24 protein-coding genes are annotated in these 15,939 nt (G+C 64.1%); 2 read left to right on the forward strand and 22 right to left on the reverse strand.

Annotated features, from left to right (window positions below; translation table 11 throughout):
* Positions 1–301: 301 nt before the first annotated feature.
* Positions 302–1,903, forward strand: a complete 1,602-nt coding sequence (locus TSA1_RS14625) for an OprO/OprP family phosphate-selective porin (RefSeq protein ID WP_100176987.1) — start codon at positions 302–304, stop codon at positions 1,901–1,903.
* Positions 1,904–2,104: 201 nt separating this feature from the next.
* On the opposite strand, the gene TSA1_RS14630 is transcribed toward TSA1_RS14625, so the two are convergent.
* Complete coding sequence (locus tag TSA1_RS14630) at positions 2,105–2,482, reverse strand: winged helix-turn-helix transcriptional regulator (protein ID WP_100176988.1); 378 nt, start codon at positions 2,480–2,482, stop codon at positions 2,105–2,107.
* A gap of 133 nt (positions 2,483–2,615) precedes the next feature.
* Between TSA1_RS14630 and TSA1_RS14635 the strand changes: the two genes are divergently transcribed.
* The gene (locus TSA1_RS14635) at positions 2,616–3,629 is read left to right on the forward strand and encodes a zinc-binding alcohol dehydrogenase family protein (protein WP_100176989.1); all 1,014 of its coding nucleotides are present in this window, start codon (positions 2,616–2,618) and stop codon (positions 3,627–3,629) included.
* A gap of 95 nt (positions 3,630–3,724) precedes the next feature.
* Here TSA1_RS14635 and TSA1_RS14640 read toward each other — a convergent pair whose 3' ends face one another.
* The 21 genes from TSA1_RS14640 to rplP form a co-directional block, all read right to left on the reverse strand.
* Positions 3,725–4,021, reverse strand: a complete 297-nt coding sequence (locus tag TSA1_RS14640; RefSeq protein WP_100176990.1) for a DUF1330 domain-containing protein — start codon at positions 4,019–4,021, stop codon at positions 3,725–3,727.
* Between the two features lie 8 nt (positions 4,022–4,029).
* Complete coding sequence (locus TSA1_RS14645) at positions 4,030–4,818, reverse strand: SDR family NAD(P)-dependent oxidoreductase (RefSeq protein WP_100176991.1); 789 nt, start codon at positions 4,816–4,818, stop codon at positions 4,030–4,032.
* 373 nt (positions 4,819–5,191) lie between these two features.
* Entirely contained in the window at positions 5,192–5,608 is a 417-nt protein-coding gene (rplQ, locus tag TSA1_RS14650; RefSeq protein WP_100176992.1) for a 50S ribosomal protein L17, read from the reverse strand.
* A gap of 166 nt (positions 5,609–5,774) precedes the next feature.
* Complete coding sequence (locus TSA1_RS14655) at positions 5,775–6,806, reverse strand: DNA-directed RNA polymerase subunit alpha (protein WP_100176993.1); 1,032 nt, start codon at positions 6,804–6,806, stop codon at positions 5,775–5,777.
* A 112-nt stretch (positions 6,807–6,918) separates the two neighbouring features.
* Positions 6,919–7,308 carry a 30S ribosomal protein S11 gene (gene rpsK / locus TSA1_RS14660; protein ID WP_007603045.1) on the reverse strand — a complete coding sequence of 130 codons (390 nt, stop codon included), beginning with the start codon at positions 7,306–7,308 and terminating at the stop codon, positions 6,919–6,921.
* Positions 7,309–7,430: 122 nt separating this feature from the next.
* Complete coding sequence (rpsM, locus tag TSA1_RS14665) at positions 7,431–7,799, reverse strand: 30S ribosomal protein S13 (protein WP_008549231.1); 369 nt, start codon at positions 7,797–7,799, stop codon at positions 7,431–7,433.
* A 185-nt stretch (positions 7,800–7,984) separates the two neighbouring features.
* Complete coding sequence (locus tag TSA1_RS14670) at positions 7,985–8,863, reverse strand: adenylate kinase (RefSeq protein WP_100176994.1); 879 nt, start codon at positions 8,861–8,863, stop codon at positions 7,985–7,987.
* A gap of 276 nt (positions 8,864–9,139) precedes the next feature.
* Entirely contained in the window at positions 9,140–10,471 is a 1,332-nt protein-coding gene (secY, locus tag TSA1_RS14675) for a preprotein translocase subunit SecY (protein ID WP_100176995.1), read from the reverse strand.
* Between the two features lie 150 nt (positions 10,472–10,621).
* Entirely contained in the window at positions 10,622–11,107 is a 486-nt protein-coding gene (rplO, locus tag TSA1_RS14680; RefSeq protein WP_100176996.1) for a 50S ribosomal protein L15, read from the reverse strand.
* A 75-nt stretch (positions 11,108–11,182) separates the two neighbouring features.
* Positions 11,183–11,377 carry a 50S ribosomal protein L30 gene (gene rpmD, locus TSA1_RS14685; RefSeq protein ID WP_100176997.1) on the reverse strand — a complete coding sequence of 65 codons (195 nt, stop codon included), beginning with the start codon at positions 11,375–11,377 and terminating at the stop codon, positions 11,183–11,185.
* A gap of 24 nt (positions 11,378–11,401) precedes the next feature.
* Entirely contained in the window at positions 11,402–11,995 is a 594-nt protein-coding gene (gene rpsE, locus TSA1_RS14690) for a 30S ribosomal protein S5 (protein ID WP_025036985.1), read from the reverse strand.
* A 44-nt stretch (positions 11,996–12,039) separates the two neighbouring features.
* Positions 12,040–12,402, reverse strand: coding sequence for a 50S ribosomal protein L18 (rplR, locus tag TSA1_RS14695; RefSeq protein ID WP_007603036.1), 363 nt, complete (start codon positions 12,400–12,402; stop codon positions 12,040–12,042).
* Positions 12,403–12,413: 11 nt separating this feature from the next.
* Positions 12,414–12,947 carry a 50S ribosomal protein L6 gene (rplF, locus tag TSA1_RS14700; protein WP_097658744.1) on the reverse strand — a complete coding sequence of 178 codons (534 nt, stop codon included), beginning with the start codon at positions 12,945–12,947 and terminating at the stop codon, positions 12,414–12,416.
* Positions 12,948–12,963: 16 nt separating this feature from the next.
* Positions 12,964–13,362: a 30S ribosomal protein S8 gene (gene rpsH, locus TSA1_RS14705; RefSeq protein ID WP_018322269.1), complete on the reverse strand. Its 399-nt coding sequence runs from the start codon at positions 13,360–13,362 to the stop codon at positions 12,964–12,966.
* Between the two features lie 14 nt (positions 13,363–13,376).
* A complete protein-coding gene (gene rpsN / locus TSA1_RS14710) occupies positions 13,377–13,682 on the reverse strand; it encodes a 30S ribosomal protein S14 (RefSeq protein WP_100176998.1) in 306 nt (101 codons plus the stop codon).
* A 46-nt stretch (positions 13,683–13,728) separates the two neighbouring features.
* A complete protein-coding gene (rplE, locus tag TSA1_RS14715; RefSeq protein ID WP_018647250.1) occupies positions 13,729–14,286 on the reverse strand; it encodes a 50S ribosomal protein L5 in 558 nt (185 codons plus the stop codon).
* Positions 14,279–14,593 (reverse strand): 50S ribosomal protein L24, encoded by a 315-nt coding sequence (gene rplX, locus TSA1_RS14720; RefSeq protein WP_100176999.1) that lies wholly within the window; start codon positions 14,591–14,593, stop codon positions 14,279–14,281. Before rplX ends, rplE begins: the two co-directional genes overlap by 8 nt.
* Positions 14,593–14,961, reverse strand: coding sequence for a 50S ribosomal protein L14 (gene rplN / locus TSA1_RS14725; protein WP_007603030.1), 369 nt, complete (start codon positions 14,959–14,961; stop codon positions 14,593–14,595). The genes rplX and rplN overlap by 1 nt, the downstream gene beginning before the upstream one ends.
* Positions 14,962–15,045: 84 nt before the next feature.
* A complete protein-coding gene (gene rpsQ / locus TSA1_RS14730; RefSeq protein WP_097658742.1) occupies positions 15,046–15,294 on the reverse strand; it encodes a 30S ribosomal protein S17 in 249 nt (82 codons plus the stop codon).
* Between the two features lie 13 nt (positions 15,295–15,307).
* Positions 15,308–15,514, reverse strand: a complete 207-nt coding sequence (gene rpmC / locus TSA1_RS14735) for a 50S ribosomal protein L29 (protein WP_100181128.1) — start codon at positions 15,512–15,514, stop codon at positions 15,308–15,310.
* Between the two features lie 5 nt (positions 15,515–15,519).
* Positions 15,520–15,933, reverse strand: coding sequence for a 50S ribosomal protein L16 (gene rplP / locus TSA1_RS14740; protein WP_008136349.1), 414 nt, complete (start codon positions 15,931–15,933; stop codon positions 15,520–15,522).
* Between the last annotated feature and the right edge of the window lie 6 nt (positions 15,934–15,939).

Here is a 15,939-nt window from a genome sequence, read left to right on the forward strand (position 1 = left end):
AAAAGACGCCGGAATATAGGCGCGTTCGCCCCCCAATAGAAGGGCGCCGGGCGGCAATATTCGGCCTCCATCCGGCGGCTCCGACATGCAAGCGGAACGTGCAAAACGGCAATTGGCTGGGCCTCCCGCATTGGCATGACGCGCGTCATCTTGCATTCTGTCTCACGGCGGATTCGGTTGAGGCGAAATTGCATCAGTGGGAACCGCGCAATCGACACGCGCCGTCGCGGGGCAGTCATCGACCGTTCCCAGGCGCTCCGCTTGCGACTTAGGGAAGTTCGTCCAACGAGGGAGTGATGACGTGAGCAAGACAAGGATTGCAGCCACGGCGATCGGCCTCGCCGGCGCGCTGGCGGCCTCGCAGGCCCAGGCCCAATCGGCGAGCAGCAGCGAGCAGGAGATCGCGCTGCTCAAGCAACAGCTGAAGATGCTGGAGCAGAAGCTCGACAAGCTGCAGAGCCAGACCGCCGCGAACACGGCCGCCACGGCGAAGGCGAGAGCCGAAGCCAAGGCCGAGGCGCGATCGGAGGCGAAGGCGGTCGTGGCCAACGCGAATGCGGCGATCCCCGTCAAGGGACCGGCGCCCGCGTCCGGCGTCGTCGTGACCATGCCGAACAACCGGCCGACCATCTGCACCGCCGACCAGGCCAATTGCGTCGCCATCACCAGCCGCTTGCATTACGATGTTGGCGGCTACGACTATCGTCCCAACACGGCAGCCACCGTGCCGCAGAAGCTCGACAGCGGCCAGAACGTCCGCCGCGCCCGCATCGGCGTCACCGGCAAGTTCCTCAACGACTGGAACTTCGCGCTGATCTACGATTTCGGCGGCTCCTCCGACGGCTTTGGCGGCACGGCGCCGGGCTCACTGCCCGGCGGCGGCGTCTCCGGCGTCGAAAACGCCTATCTCAGCTACACCGGCCTGAAGCCGTTCGGCGGCAAGATGGCGGTCGAAGCCGGCATCATGGACCTGCCCTACACGCTCGACGAGGCCACGAGCTCCAACGACATCATGTTCATGGAGCGCGCCTCGGCCGGTATCATCGCGACCAATATCGCCGCCGGCGACTTCCGTTCCGCGGCCGGTACGCGCTGGTACAACGACCAGCTCTGGATCGGCGGCTATGTCACGGGGCCATCGACCGGGGCGATCCATTCGGCTTCGAGCGCGGCGCCGGCGGGCACGAGCGAGCAATATGGCGCAGTCGCGCGCGTTGCCGGCAACCCCATCAGCGGCAAGGACTATTCGGTGCATTTCGGCGCCGACGCCCAGTGGCTGATCCAGCCGCCACGCAACCTCATCGCCAACACGCAGACGGTGACGCTCAGCGATCGCCCGGAACTCCGACTTGATCCAACGACCCTGATCTCGACCGGCGCGATCGCCAATGCCTCCGGCGCGCAGGTCTACAGCGTCGAGGCGGCCGCGACCTATGGGCCGTTCATCGTTCAAGGCGAGTATTTCTGGTACAATATCGACCGCACCGCCAACACCGGCGTCCCGCTGGTCGGCGCACCCAGCCTGAAATTCCAGGGCGGCTACGCGCAGGCCGGCTACGTGCTGACGGGCGAAGGCCGCAGCTACAACGCGGCGAACGCGGCCTATGGCGGCGTCAAGCCGGCGCACCCGTTCTCGCTCGAAGGCGGCGGCTGGGGTGCGTGGGAGATCGCGGGACGCTTCTCGACGGTCGACCTCAACAATCAGCTGGGCACGGCGACCGGGATCGCCGGCGGCCGGCAGAATGTCTACACGCTGGCGCTCAACTGGTATGTCAACGGCAACGTCCGCTTCATGCTCGACTATCTGCACGGCACCGTGTCGAAGCAAGCCTCGCCGGTCTCCACCGCAGACGTCGGCTCGAAGTTCGATGCGGTCGCGATGCGCACGCAGTTCGCGTTCTGAGGCCATGCACGTCGTCCCGGGGCGCGCGCGAGCGCGAACCCGGGACCTCCGCGCGAGCGCTTGCGCTCGTCGCGATAACCACAGGGAGTAGTTTGGCGAAGACTCGGAGTCACCAGCTCCCGCTAAAACTCCTCCTTGGGGGTATGGGTCCCGGCGTTCGCCGGGACGACACCGAAAATGCAGCGCCAGCTTCCCTACAATTTACGCCGCGCGCTTCGGCTTCCTCACCACGACCGGCGGCGGCGCGCAGGACAGCCGTTGCTGGTGACTCTCTCCCCAGGCCTTCAGGATGTCGATGACCGGCTTGAGGCTCTCGCCGAGCTCGGAGAGACAGTATTCCACGCGCGGCGGCACTTCGGCATAGACCTTGCGGATGACGAGCTTGTCCTCCTCCAGCGCGCGAAGCTGCTTCGTCAGCATGCGCTGGGTGATCCCCGGCATCCGGCGGCGCAATTCGCCGAAGCGCTGGGTGCCGCTCTGCAGGTGATAGAGGATGACGCCCTTCCACTTGCCGTCGATCAGGTCCAGCGTCGCCTCGACCGAGCAGCCCGGACGACGGGCAAAATTTCGCCGTTTCATGCGCGTTTTCCCAATAGTATCCAAACAGGGACTATATCCCCGAATTTACAGTACTTGCCAAATCGGAGCCAGGGAGACAGTTAGCAGGTCAGGCGCCCATGCCAAGCTGCGCGCCATCTGATGGAGACACGCCATGAAAGCCGTCGGCTACAAGAAATCGCTTCCGATCGAGGACGCGGAGTCGCTGATCGATGTCGAGACCGCACAACCCGAGCCCAAAGGACGCGACATCCGCGTTGCCGTAAAGGCGATCTCGGCCAATCCGGTCGATTACAAGGTGCGCAAGCGCGCCGCGCCGCCCGAGGGCGAGACCAAGATCCTGGGTTATGACGCGGCCGGCGTGGTCGACGCCGTCGGGCCCGAGGTCACGCTGTTCAAGCCGGGCGATGAAGTGTTTTACGCGGGCTCGATCCTGCGCCAGGGCACCAATGCCGAATTCCATCTGGTCGACGAGCGCATCGTCGGCAACAAGCCGAAGAGCCTGTCCTTCGCGCAAGCCGCCGCGCTCCCCCTCACCTCCATCACCGCATGGGAGCTGCTGTTCGACCGGCTCGGCGCGGTACCCGGCAAGAGCGTCGATCCGCGCACGCTGCTGATCACGGGCGGCGCCGGCGGCGTGGGCTCGATCCTGATCCAGCTCGCCCGCCGCCTCACCGGACTCACGGTGCTCGCCACCGCGACGCGGCCGGACTCGCAAAAATGGTGCCTCGATCTCGGCGCGCATGCGGTGATCGACCACGGCAAGCCGATGAAGGAGCAGATCGAGAAGCTCAAGCTGCCGCCAGTCGCGCTGGTGGCGAGCCTCACCTTCACCGACCAGCACTACAAGGCGATCGCCGAATTCATGGCGCCGCAGGGGCGGTTCGGCCTGATCGACGATCCCCCGGAATTCACCATGAGCACATTCAAGGGCAAGGCAATCTCGGTGCACTGGGAATCGATGTTCACGCGCTCCTCGTTCCAGACACCCGACATGATCGCGCAGCATCATCTGCTCAACGACGTCGCCGACCTTATCGACAAGGGCGTGCTGCGCACCACGCTCGACCAGACGTTCGGCACCATCAACGCCGCCAATCTCAAGCGCGCGCATGCGTTGCTCGAGAGCGGCAAGTCGCGCGGCAAGATCGTGCTGGAGGGGTGGTAGCGCAGACCTCGGAGGGTGGGCAAAGGCGCACTTGCGCCGTGCCCACCATCTCTCGCTAATCGCGACAATGGTGGGCACGCTTCGCTTTGCACACCCTACGGCACCGCCGCACCCTCGACGAACAGCAGCCGGCGCTCGAGCGCAGTCTGCCGCAGCTTGAGGGCCTCGGCATATTCAGCCGAAGCATACCACTCCTTCAGCCGCGCCATCGATGCGAATTCGACGATGACGATGGCTTTCGGCGGCAAATTGCCTTCCGCCAACTCGGCCTTGCCGCCGCGGACGAGATAGCGCCCGCCGTACTGTGCGATCGTCTTGGCGGCAAGTGCGCGATAGGCTTCGAAGCCATCGGGATCGCGCATCTCGACTTCGGAGATCACATAGGCTGCCATGCACGACCTCAGGCGATCGTATTGACGATGCCGCCTTCCGCCCGTAACGCCGCGCCGTTGGTGGCAGACGCCTGCTTCGATGCGACATAGACCACCATGTTGGCGATCTCCTCCACGCTGGCGAAGCGTTGCAGCAGCGAGCTCGGACGATGCTGCTTGACGAAGTTGGCGGCGGCCTCGTCCACGGACTGGCCGTTCTGCTTGGCGAGGTCCTTCACAAAAGTCTCGACGCCCTCCGACATGGTCGGCCCCGGCAGCACCGAATTGACGGTGACACCGGTGCCGCGGGTGAGCTGTGCGAGGCCTCGTGCGACCGAAAGCTGGGCCGTCTTGGTCATGCCGTAGTGGATCATCTCGACGGGGATGTTGAGCCCGGACTCCGAGGAGATGAAGACGATGCGGCCCCAATTGCGCGCGAGCATGCCTTTCATGTACGCACGCGACAGCCGCACGCCGCTCATCACGTTGACCTCGAAGAAGCGGCTCCAGTCCTCATCCGGGATCTCGAAGAAGTCCTTCGGCTCGAAGATGCCGGCATTGTTGATGAGGATGTCGACGCTTGGCAGCGCCGCAACGAGGGCCTTGCAGCCCGCCGCGGTGGAGACATCGGCGGCGATGCCGCGGACCTTGGCGCCCGTCCCCTCCAGCTTGCGCACGGCCGCATCGACCTTGTCCTGGCCGCGGCCGTTGATCACGACGCTGGCGCCGGAGGCCGCCAAGCCCTTGGCGATGGCATGACCGATGCCGGCGGTCGAGCCGGTCACCAGCGCAGTTTTTCCAGAAAGGTCGATGTTCATGCGTCGGCTCCATTGAAGTTAGCGGAGATATCGTGCGCTGCGCGAGCAGCTTCAATCGTCCCTCACCGACGCGTGAGGATCGGCCGCCATATCAGCAGTGCCGCAAGGCGGGCAAAGCGTAGCGCGCCACCCTTTCGACGCCGGATGCGATCCAATGACAACATACGCCATCGTCGGACTGAGCTTGTACCCGCCGCACGCGATGCCTTGCGCAATCGCACGTTTGATTGGGTGACAGCTCCAGGCACCGAGGCTGGCCGCTACATCCGTGGCCTTCCAGGCAATGGGCGATTGTCAGGAGACAATGGCCGCGCCCAACAAAAAAGCGGCGCCCCCGGGGGCGCCGCTTTCTGAACCATTATTGCCGGTCGGCTTACGCCGCCTCGGCTTCCCTTTCCTGCACCGGACCGGAATCCTGTCCCTTGGCATCGACGTCGCGGTCGACGAACTCGATCACGGCCATCGCCGCGTTGTCGCCGTAGCGGAAGCCGGCCTTGATGATGCGGGTGTAGCCGCCCTGACGATCCTTGTAGCGGGGCGCCAGCACGTCGAACAGCTTCTTGACCTGGTCCTTGTCGCGCATCTCGGAGATGGCCTGGCGACGCATGGAGAGGCCGCCCTTCTTGCCGAGGGTGACGAGCTTCTCGACGATCGGACGGAGCTCCTTGGCCTTCGGCAGCGTGGTGACGATCTGCTCGTGCTTGATCAGCGCAGCGCACATGTTCGCGAACATCGCGCGGCGATGCTCGGCCGTGCGGTTGAGCTTCCGATGAACCTTGCCGTGACGCATGTAACTATTCCTTGTTTTAGAACTGCCGCGACGGTTCGTCGGACATGTTGCTCAGGTGGGCTGCCTGCGTTCGCCCTGTCAGTCATTCCGGACGGCGCGAAGCGACGATCCGGAATCTCGAGGTTCCGGGTTCGGCTCTCGCGAGCCGCCCCGGAACGACGATTTCTCAGTAGTGATCTTCGAAGCGCTTGGCGAGCTCGTCGATGTTCTCCGGCGGCCAGCCCGGCACTTCCATGCCGAGATGCAGCCCCATCTGGGCCAGCACTTCCTTGATCTCGTTCAGCGACTTGCGGCCGAAGTTCGGGGTGCGGAGCATTTCCGCTTCGCTCTTCTGCACAAGGTCGCCGATATAGACGATGTTGTCGTTCTTCAGGCAGTTGGCCGAACGCACCGACAGCTCGAGCTCGTCCACCTTCTTGAGGAAGGCCGGGTTGAAGGCGAGGTCCGGGATGATCTCCTGGGCGACTTCCTTGCGCGGCTCTTCGAAGTTGACGAACACGTTGAGCTGGTCCTGCAGGATGCGGGCGGCGTAAGCCACCGAGTCATCCGGCGAGATCGCGCCGTTGGTCTCGATCGTCATGGTCAGCTTATCGTAGTCGAGGATCTGTCCCTCGCGGGTGTTCTCGACCTTGTAGGAGACCTTGCGGACCGGCGAGTACAGGCTGTCGACCGGGATCAGGCCGATCGGCGCGTCCTCGGGACGGTTGCGCTCGGCGGGCACGTAGCCCTTGCCGGTCGAGACCGTGAACTCCATGCGGATCTCGGCGCCCTCGTCGAGGGTGCAGATCTGCAGGTCCGGATTGAGCACCACGACATCGCCGACGGTCTGGATGTCGCCGGCGGTGACGACGCCGGGGCCCTGCTTCTTCACGACCATGCGCTTGGGGCCTTCGCCCTGCATCTTGATCGAGATGTCCTTGATGTTGAGCACGATGTCGGTGACGTCCTCACGAACGCCCGCGATCGAGGAGAACTCGTGCAGCACGCCGTCGATGTGCACCGACTGCACCGCCGCGCCCTGGAGCGAGGAGAGCAGGATGCGGCGTAGCGCGTTGCCGAGGGTCTGGCCGAAGCCGCGCTCGAGCGGCTCGGCGACGATGGTCGCGAAACGCGAGGGATCGCTGCCGGGCGTGACCTGGAGCTTGTTCGGCCGAATCAGTTCTTGCCAATTTTTCTGGATCGTCACTGTTTCACCCATACAGGCCAGTCGAACTGCCATTGCAGACACTGGCGTTGGAGAAAGGCCGCAGGTCGCACCTGCGGCTTCTTGCAAAAGTCATTGCGGGCGCCGATGCACCCGCAACCCGGTATCAAACGCGCCGACGCTTGCGGGGACGGCAACCGTTGTGCGGGATCGTGGTCACGTCGCGGATCGAGGTAACGGTGAAGCCGGCGGCCTGAAGCGCGCGGAGCGCCGATTCGCGGCCCGAGCCGGGACCGGCAACTTCGACTTCCAGCGTGCGCATGCCGTGCTCCTGCGCCTTCTTCGACACGTCCTCGGCGGCAACCTGCGCCGCGTACGGGGTCGACTTGCGCGAGCCCTTGAAGCCCATCGTGCCGGCGGAGGACCAGGCAATCGTGTTGCCCTGCGCGTCGGTGATGGTGATGGTCGTGTTGTTGAACGACGAGTTCACGTGCGCAACGCCGGAGGCGATGTTCTTGCGCTCGCGACGACGAACGCGGGTGGCTTCCTTGCCCATTGAGTCCCTTTCCTGAAGATCTCAAACGCCGCCGTAATGCCAGCGGCTACACCTGTGGAACGAAAAGCGCGTGGCGAACGGGTCATCCCCTTTCGCCACACGCCGCGATGAGATTCGAAAACTTACTTCTTCTTGCCGGCGATGGCCTTCGCCGGACCCTTGCGCGTGCGCGCATTGGTGTGGGTACGCTGGCCGCGCACCGGCAGACCGCGACGATGACGCAGGCCGCGATAGCAGCCGAGGTCCATCAGACGCTTGATGTTGATGCCGACCTCGCGGCGCAGGTCGCCCTCGACCAGATAGTCGCGGTCGATCACTTCGCGGATCTGCAGCACTTCGGCATCGCTGAGCTGATTGACGCGACGATCCACGGGGATCTTCACCTTTTCCAGGATCTCACCAGCGATCTTCTGACCGATGCCATGGATGTACTGGAGCGCGATCAGCACGCGCTTGTTGGTGGGAATGTTCACGCCGGCAATACGGGCCAAGGCCTTCTCTCCTGTTGCCGATCCTCGTCAGGACCGGGCTTTAAGTGCTTGTGTTCTCGGGCAGGTGTTCACAAACGCGAACACGACGCCCACCCCCGGTCTTCCTGGGGCCCGGCATCGTCTGAAACTATCCGACTTGGATGCGGGGCTTATTAGGGGATTCCGGGGGCTTTCGTCAACCGCTGCTAGCGTTTGGCTCGCTTTTTCGTGACCTTTTTTGCAGCTTTCCTGGCACCCTTTTTGACCGCCTTCTTGGCGGTCTTTTTGGCTGCCTTCTTCGCCGCTTTCTTGACGGCCTTGTTGGCCGCCCTCTTGGGAGCCTTCACGGCCTTCTTGGCCGCCTTTTTGGCGGTTTTAGCCGACTTGGCGGTCTTTTTGGCGGCTTTCGCCGGCCTCTTAGCCGATTTCTTCGCGGCCTTGGCCTTCTTGGCCGGGGCTTTCTTGGCCGCGCTCTTGGTCTGGGTCTTGGCCTCGACCGCGCCCAACGCCTGGAGCTGGCGGTCGATGGCCCGGGTGACCTCGTCGATGGCCATCATACCGTCGATGGTCGAAAGCTTCCGCCGCTCGGAATAGTAGTGAATCAGCGGTTCCGTCTGGCTGCGGTAGTTGGCTAACCGTTTGGTCAGGACCTCCGGGGTGTCGTCGAGTCGGACCTCCTCCCCGCGCTCCCGCATCTGGGCGACGCGGGTCTCGACACGGCTCAGAAGCGCGCTCTCGTTGACACGGAGCTCGATCACCGCGTCGAGCTTGAGGCGCTTGTTCTTGAGCAGCTCGTCCAGCGCTTCGGCCTGCGGCACGGTGCGCGGGAAGCCGTCGAGGATGAAACCGTTCTGGGCGTCCGGCTGGTCGATCCGATCCGAGATGATTCCGACCACGATCTCGTCGGGCACGAGGGCGCCGCTGGCCATGATCTCCTTGGCCTTCAGCCCGACCGGCGTGCCGGCCGCAACCGCGGCACGCAGCATCTCGCCGGTCGAGAGCTGGACGATGCCATGGCGCTGCACCAAGAGCTGCGCCTGCGTCCCCTTGCCCGACCCCGGCGGTCCCAGAAGTATAATTCTCATCGGCGTACGCCCCCCGGATTGGTGAGCGATACGTCGCGCACCTGTGTTTGAAGTCCAAGAACAGTGCAAACCATAATCGGCGTTGCACCGCTACCCATATCATAGGGGAGCAGATGGGTGGACGCCAAGAAGGGCTTTGAAATCAGTGATTGCGCTGCATTGAAAGCAGCTCTGCCAAAGCGGACGAGCGGTTGGTTGATCGGCTTCGCAGGCGCCGCGCGTTGTTGGCGCGGCGAATCGGCGGCGCGAGATGCGCCGCCTCATAACGCCGCGGCTCTAGCGACGGCGGCCGCGCAGCTTCGATTTGCGGATCAGGCCTTCATACTGGTGCGCCAGCAGATAGCCCTGCACCTGCGCCACGGTATCCATGGTGACGCTGACGACGATCAGCAGCGAAGTACCGCCGAAGTAGAACGGCACCGAGGCGTAGGAGATCAGGATCTCCGGGATCAAGCAGACGATCGCGAGATAGATCGCACCCAGCACGGTGATGCGCGAGAGCACGTAGTCGATGTATTCCGCGGTGCGTTCGCCCGGGCGGATGCCCGGAATGAAGCCGCCGTGCTTCTTCAGGTTGTCCGCGGTCTCGGTCGGGTTGAACACGATCGCGGTGTAGAAGAACGCGAAGAACACGATCAGCGCCAGATACATGATCAGGAACAGCGGACGGCCGTGGCCGAGCTGGGTGGTGATCCACTGGAACCACTCGGGCCCACTGCCGGCGTTGAAGTTCGCCACCGTGGTCGGCAGCAGCAGCAGCGAGGACGCGAAGATGGGCGGGATCACGCCGGAGGTGTTGAGCTTGAGCGGCAGATGCGAGGACTGGCCCTCGAACATCTTGTTGCCGACCTGGCGCTTCGGATACTGGATCAGCAGCCGGCGCTGGGCGCGCTCCATGAACACGATGAAGGCGATCACGGCCACGGCCATGACGATCACGACCAGGATCAGGCCGGTCGACATCGCGCCCTGACGGCCGAGCTCGAGCATGTTGGCGAGCGCCGCGGGCAGCTCGGCGACGATGCCGGCGAGGATGATCAGCGAGATGCCGTTACCGATGCCGCGCGAGGTGATCTGCTCGCCCAGCCACATCAGGAACATGGTTCCGCCGGTCAGCGTGATCGCGGTCGACAGCCGAAAGAACATGCCGGGATCGCTGACGACGTTGCCGGCGCCCTCGAGGCCGACGGCAATGCCGTAGGACTGGAACGCGGCCAGGATCACGGTGAGATAGCGGGTGTACTGGTTCAGCAGCTTGCGGCCGGACTCGCCTTCCTTCTTCAGCGCCTCGAGTTGCGGCGAGACGGTGGTGAGGAGCTGGATGATGATCGAGGCCGAGATATACGGCATGATGTTCAGCGCGAAGATCGCCATGCGGTGGATGCCTCCGCCGGCGAACATGTTGAACATGCCGAGGATGCCGCCCGCCTGGGAGCGGAACACCTGCTCCCAGATATTGGGGTCGATGCCGGGCAGCGGGATGTAGGTCCCGAGCCGATAAACGAGCAGCGCACCCAGGGTGAACCAGATGCGCTTCTTCAGTTCGTCAGCCTTGGCAAACGCACCGAAATTGAGATTGGCTGCCAGTTGTTCCGCTGCAGAGGCCATCTTGGACTTTCTCCCGCCGCCTATTGCGCCGTCATGCCCGCGGCCGGGCTACTATATAGCGGACGCCGGACATTATCTGGGGCTCGGCTTCGATAAGTCCACGTCCCTCATGCGTAAAGGCCCGCGAGCCGCGGGCCGATGACGCAGTTGTTACGCCGCCTCGCCTTCTTCCTTGGCCGGGGCGAGGATCTTCACCGAACCGCCGGCCTTCTCGACCGCGGCGATCGCGGTCTTGGTGGCGCCGTGCACTTCGATGTTGAGCTTGGACTTGAGCTCGCCGCGGCCGAGCAGCCGCACGCCGGCCTTGGCGCGCCGCAGCACGCCGGCCTTCACCAGGGCCTCGACGTTCACGACGCTGCCGGTATCGATCTTCTTGGCATCGACCGCTTCCTGGAGCCGGTCGAGATTGATCTCGGCGAACTCGACCCGGAAGATGTTGTTGAAGCCGCGCTTGGGCAGACGGCGATGCATCGGCATCTGACCGCCTTCGAAGCCCTTGATGCGCACGCCCGAACGCGCGGTCTGGCCCTTGCCGCCGCGGCCGGACTGCTTGCCCTTGCCCGAACCGATGCCACGGCCGACGCGCATACGCTTCTTGCGCGAGCCGGCGTTGTCGGCGATATCGCTGAGCTTCATCGCCCTTCTCCTTGTGTCTTGCGCACGATCTTCACCGAGAACGGGTAGCCCGCGTTCGGGATCGCACGCCGCTTCTTACTTCTCGTCGACGATGCGGACGAGATGGTGAACCTTTTCGATCATGCCGCGGACCGCAGGCGTGTCCTGCAGTTCGCTGACGCGACCGATCTTGTTGAGCTTGAGCCCGATCAGCGTCGAGCGCTGCGAGTGATGGCGGCGGATTGCGCTGCCGATCTGCTCGAGCTTGATCGTCTTTGCGGCCTTGGCCATGGGAGTCTACTCCGAAAGCTTCCGTTAGTCGGCAGCCGCCTCGGCATCACCGCCGATACGGCGCGACTGCAGAGTGGACACCTTGATGTTGCGGCGGGCTGCGACCGAACGCGGCGAATCCTGATGCTTCAGCGCGTCGAAGGTTGCGCGAACCATGTTGTAGGGGTTCGACGAGCCGATCGACTTGGCGACCACGTCCTGGACCCCGAGCGTCTCGAACACGGCGCGCATCGGGCCGCCGGCGATGATGCCGGTACCGGCGGGAGCTGCACGCAGATAGACACGGCCCGCGCCGTGACGGCCGGCGATGTCGTGATGGAGCGTGCGGCCCTCGCGCAGCGAGACGCGGGTCAGGTTGCGCTTGGCGGACTCGGTGGCCTTGCGGATCGCCTCGGGCACTTCGCGCGCCTTGCCGTGACCGAAACCGGCGCGGCCCTTCTGGTCGCCGATCACGACCAGCGCAGCGAAACCGAAGCGCTTGCCGCCCTTGACGACCTTGGCCACGCGATTGATGTGGACGAGCTTGTCGACGAACTCGCTGTCGCGCTCCTCGCGCTCCCTGCGTTCACGCCCGCCGCCGCGTTGATCGCGTCCACCACGTTGTTCGCGTTCTGCCATTTTTCCAATCCTTCAGAGGCTTGCGCCTCAATCCTCAAATTCTGTTAGAAGCTCAGCCCGCTCTCACGCGCCGCGTCGGCGAGAGCCTTGACGCGCCCGTGGTAGAGGTAGCTGCCGCGATCGAACACGACTTCCTTGACGCCCTTCTCGGCGGCGCGCTCGGCCAGCAGCTTGCCGACCGCCTTCGCCGCATCGATGTCGGCGCCGGTCTTGCCGCCGTCGCGCATCGACTTCTCGAGCGACGAGGCAGACGCCAGCGTCTCGCCCTTCAGGTCGTCGATGACCTGGGCGTAGATGTGCTTGGACGAGCGGAACACCGACAGACGCGGACGGCCACCACCGGAGCGGCGCAGCTTCAGCCGCACACTCCGCTTGCGCCGGGCATTCGTAACCTTGGCTTTGGACATGACCGGCTCCGTTACTTCTTCTTGCCTTCCTTGCGGAAGATGAATTCGCCAACATACTTCACGCCCTTGCCCTTGTAGGGCTCCGGCGGGCGATAGCTGCGGATCTCGGCCGCGACCTGGCCGACGCGCTGGATGTCGCTGCCCGCCACCGTGATCTCGGTCGGCTTCGGCACGGTGATCGTGATCCCCTCGGGGATCGTGTAGATCACGTCGTGGCTGTAGCCGAGCGCGAGCTGCAGGTTCTTGCCCTGCATCGCGGCGCGGTAACCGACGCCGGTGATTTCGAGCTTCTTCTCGAAGCCCTTGGTGACGCCTTCGACCAGATTCGCGACCTGGGCGCGAGCGGTGCCGTACAGCGCCCGCGCGCGATTGGTCTCGGTCTTCGGCTTGACCTTGATCTGGCCGCTCTCGAGCTTCACCTCGACGTCGTCATGGACGACGAACTGAAGCTGGCCCTTCGGCCCCTTCATCTTGACGGTCTGCCCATCGACGGTCGCGGTCACACCCGACGGAACCGCCACAGGCCTTTTGCCAACACGTGACATGGATGAAAAATCCTTCTCAGAACACCGTGAAGAGGACTTCGCCGCCCACATTCGCGTCGCGCGCGCTGTGGTCGGCCATGATCCCCTTCGGCGTCGACAACACCGAAATGCCGAGCCCATTGTTGACCCGCGGCAGGTTCTTCACCGAGGCGTAGACACGACGCCCGGGCTTGGAAACACGTTCGATCTCGCGGATGACGGGCTCGCCGTCGAAATATTTCAGCTCGATCTCGATCTCGCTGCGGCCCGAGGAATGCTCGAGCGTGGCGTAGCCGCGGATGTAGCCCTCGCTCTTGAGGACCTCGAGCACGTTCTCGCGCATCTTCGAGCCAGGCGTGGAGACCTTGGTCTTGGAGCGCATCTGCGCGTTGCGGATACGGGTGATCAGATCGCTGATTGGATCGTGCGTGGACATCTAAACGACCCTCCTTACCAGCTCGACTTCACGAGGCCCGGGACCATGCCCTTGGAGCCAAGTTCGCGCAGCGCGATACGGGACAGCTTGTTCTTGCGGTAGTTCGAGCGCGGACGGCCCGACAGCTCGCACCGCAGGCGGACGCGGGTCGCCGACGAGTTGCGCGGCATCTCGGCCAGCTTCAACGTCGCGGCGAAACGCTCCTCCATCGGCAGCGTCTTGTCGGCGATGATCGCCTTCAACCGGGCGCGCTTGGGAGCGGCGTTCTTCGCCATCCGCTTGCGCCGGTTGTTCTTCTCGATTGAACTCTTCTTTGCCATGCTTGGCTCCTGGGTATCCGCGTTTGAGAGGCTTTAGGTCAGCGTCTCACTGCCGGAACGGGAAATTGAAAGCGGTCAACAAGGCCCTCGCCTCTTCGTCAGTCTTGGCCGTGGTGCAGACGGTGATGTCCATACCGCGGGCTTCCGTGACCTTGTCGAAGTCGATCTCGGGGAAAATGATGTGCTCCTTGATGCCGAGCGAGTAGTTGCCGCGGCCGTCGAAGCTCTTCGGGTTCAGGCCGCGGAAGTCGCGGACGCGCGGCAGCGCGACCGTCACCAGGCGATCGATGAACTCGTACATGCGGGCCTTGCGCAGCGTGACCTTGCAGCCGATCGGCTGGTTCTCACGCAGCTTGAAGGTCGCGATCGCGATGCGCGAATAGGTCACGATCGCCTTCTGGCCGGCGATCTGGGTCAGCTCGGCGGCGGCGGTCTCGGCCTTCTTGCGGTCGTTGACGGAATCGCCGACGCCCATGTTCAGAACGACCTTGTCCAGGCGCGGAACCTGCATGACGTTCTCGTAACCGAACTTCTCGGTCAGAGCCGTACGGATCTTCGCGTCATATTCCGCGCGCAGGCGCGGGGTGTAAGCGGCCTCAGCCATCGATCTCAGCTCCCGAGCTCTTGGCGATGCGGACCTTCTTGCCGTCCGCCAGAATCTTGAATCCGACGCGGGTCGGCTTCCCGTCCTTGCCGACATACGCGATGTTGGACAGTTGGATCGGCGACTCCTTCGAGATGATGCCGCCCTCCTGGGCCTGCGTCTGCTTCTGGTGACGCTTGACCATGTTGATGCCGCGCACGAGCGCCGTGCCGGCCTCGGGACGCACTTCGAACACTTCGCCGGTGCGGCCCTTGTCGCGGCCGGTCAGCACGACGACCTTGTCGCCCTTGCGGATCTTCGCAGCCATCACAGCACCTCCGGCGCGAGCGAGATGATCTTCATGTGGTTCTTGGCGCGCAGCTCGCGCGGCACGGGCCCGAAGATACGGGTGCCGACCGGCTCGGACTGGTTGTTGATCAGGACGGCGGCGTTGCGGTCGAAGCGGATGACCGAACCGTCGGCGCGGCGGATGTCCTTGCGGACGCGCACCACGACGGCCTTCATCACGTCGCCCTTCTTCACCTTGCCACGCGGAATCGCTTCCTTGATCGAGACGACGATGATGTCGCCGATCGTGGCGTAGCGGCGCTTGGAGCCCCCGAGCACCTTGATACACATGACACGGCGTGCGCCAGAATTGTCGGCCACGTCGAGGTTGGTCTGCATCTGAATCATTGATGCACCTCGTCCTCTTCTCTCTTGCGCCAGCCCAGCCGGCGCTCAACATTTCCCTGAGGTCAGTCGGCTAAAGCCGACAGATCAGGCGCTTTTCTTGTGTTCGCCCCGGATCACGACCCAGCGCTTCAACTTCGAAATCGGCTTCGATTCCTCGATCCACACCATGTCGCCCGGCTTGAACTGGTTGCTCTCGTCGTGCGCGTGGTAGTTCTTCGAACGGCGGATCGTCTTCTTGTAGATCGGGTGCGTGAAGCGGCGATCGACGCGCACCACGATGGTCTTGGCCTGCTTGTCGCTGACGACCACGCCCTGCAAAGTACGTTTCGGCATCTTCGTAAGCCTCTTACTTCTTCTTGGCGCGCGTCTGCGCGGCGACGGTCTTGATCCGGGCGATGTCACGGCGGGCCTCGCGCAGGCGCGAGGTTTTCTCGAGCTGCCCGGTGGCGCGCTGGAAGCGCAGATTGAAGCGCTCCTTCTTCAGGTTGAGGATGGCCTCATCCTGCTGGTCGGGGCTCATCGCGCGGATGTCTTCGATCTTCATCTGGGCCATGGCCATTACTCCGCAATGCGCTCGACGAAGCGCGTCTTGATCGGCAGCTTGGCGGCCGCCAGGGTCAGCGCCTCACGCGCCGTCTGGGTGTTGACGCCGTCGATCTCGAACAGCACCCGGCCCGGCTTGACGCGGGCGACCCACAATTCCGGCGAACCCTTGCCGGAGCCCATGCGGACTTCGGCCGGCTTCTTCGACACCGGAACGTCGGGGAACACGCGGATCCAGACGCGGCCGGCGCGCTTCATGTGGCGGGTCAGCGCGCGTCGGGCGGCTTCGATCTGGCGCGCGGTGACGCGCTCCGGCTCGGTCGCCTTCAGGCCGAACTGGCCGAACGCCAACGTCGCGCCCGAAGACGCAACGCCGTGGATGCGGCCCTTATGCGCCTTCCGGAACTTCGTTTTCTTAGGTTGCATCATGGCTTT

The organism is Bradyrhizobium nitroreducens, assembly GCF_002776695.1.
In the GTDB taxonomy this organism is placed as follows: domain Bacteria; phylum Pseudomonadota; class Alphaproteobacteria; order Rhizobiales; family Xanthobacteraceae; genus Bradyrhizobium; species Bradyrhizobium nitroreducens.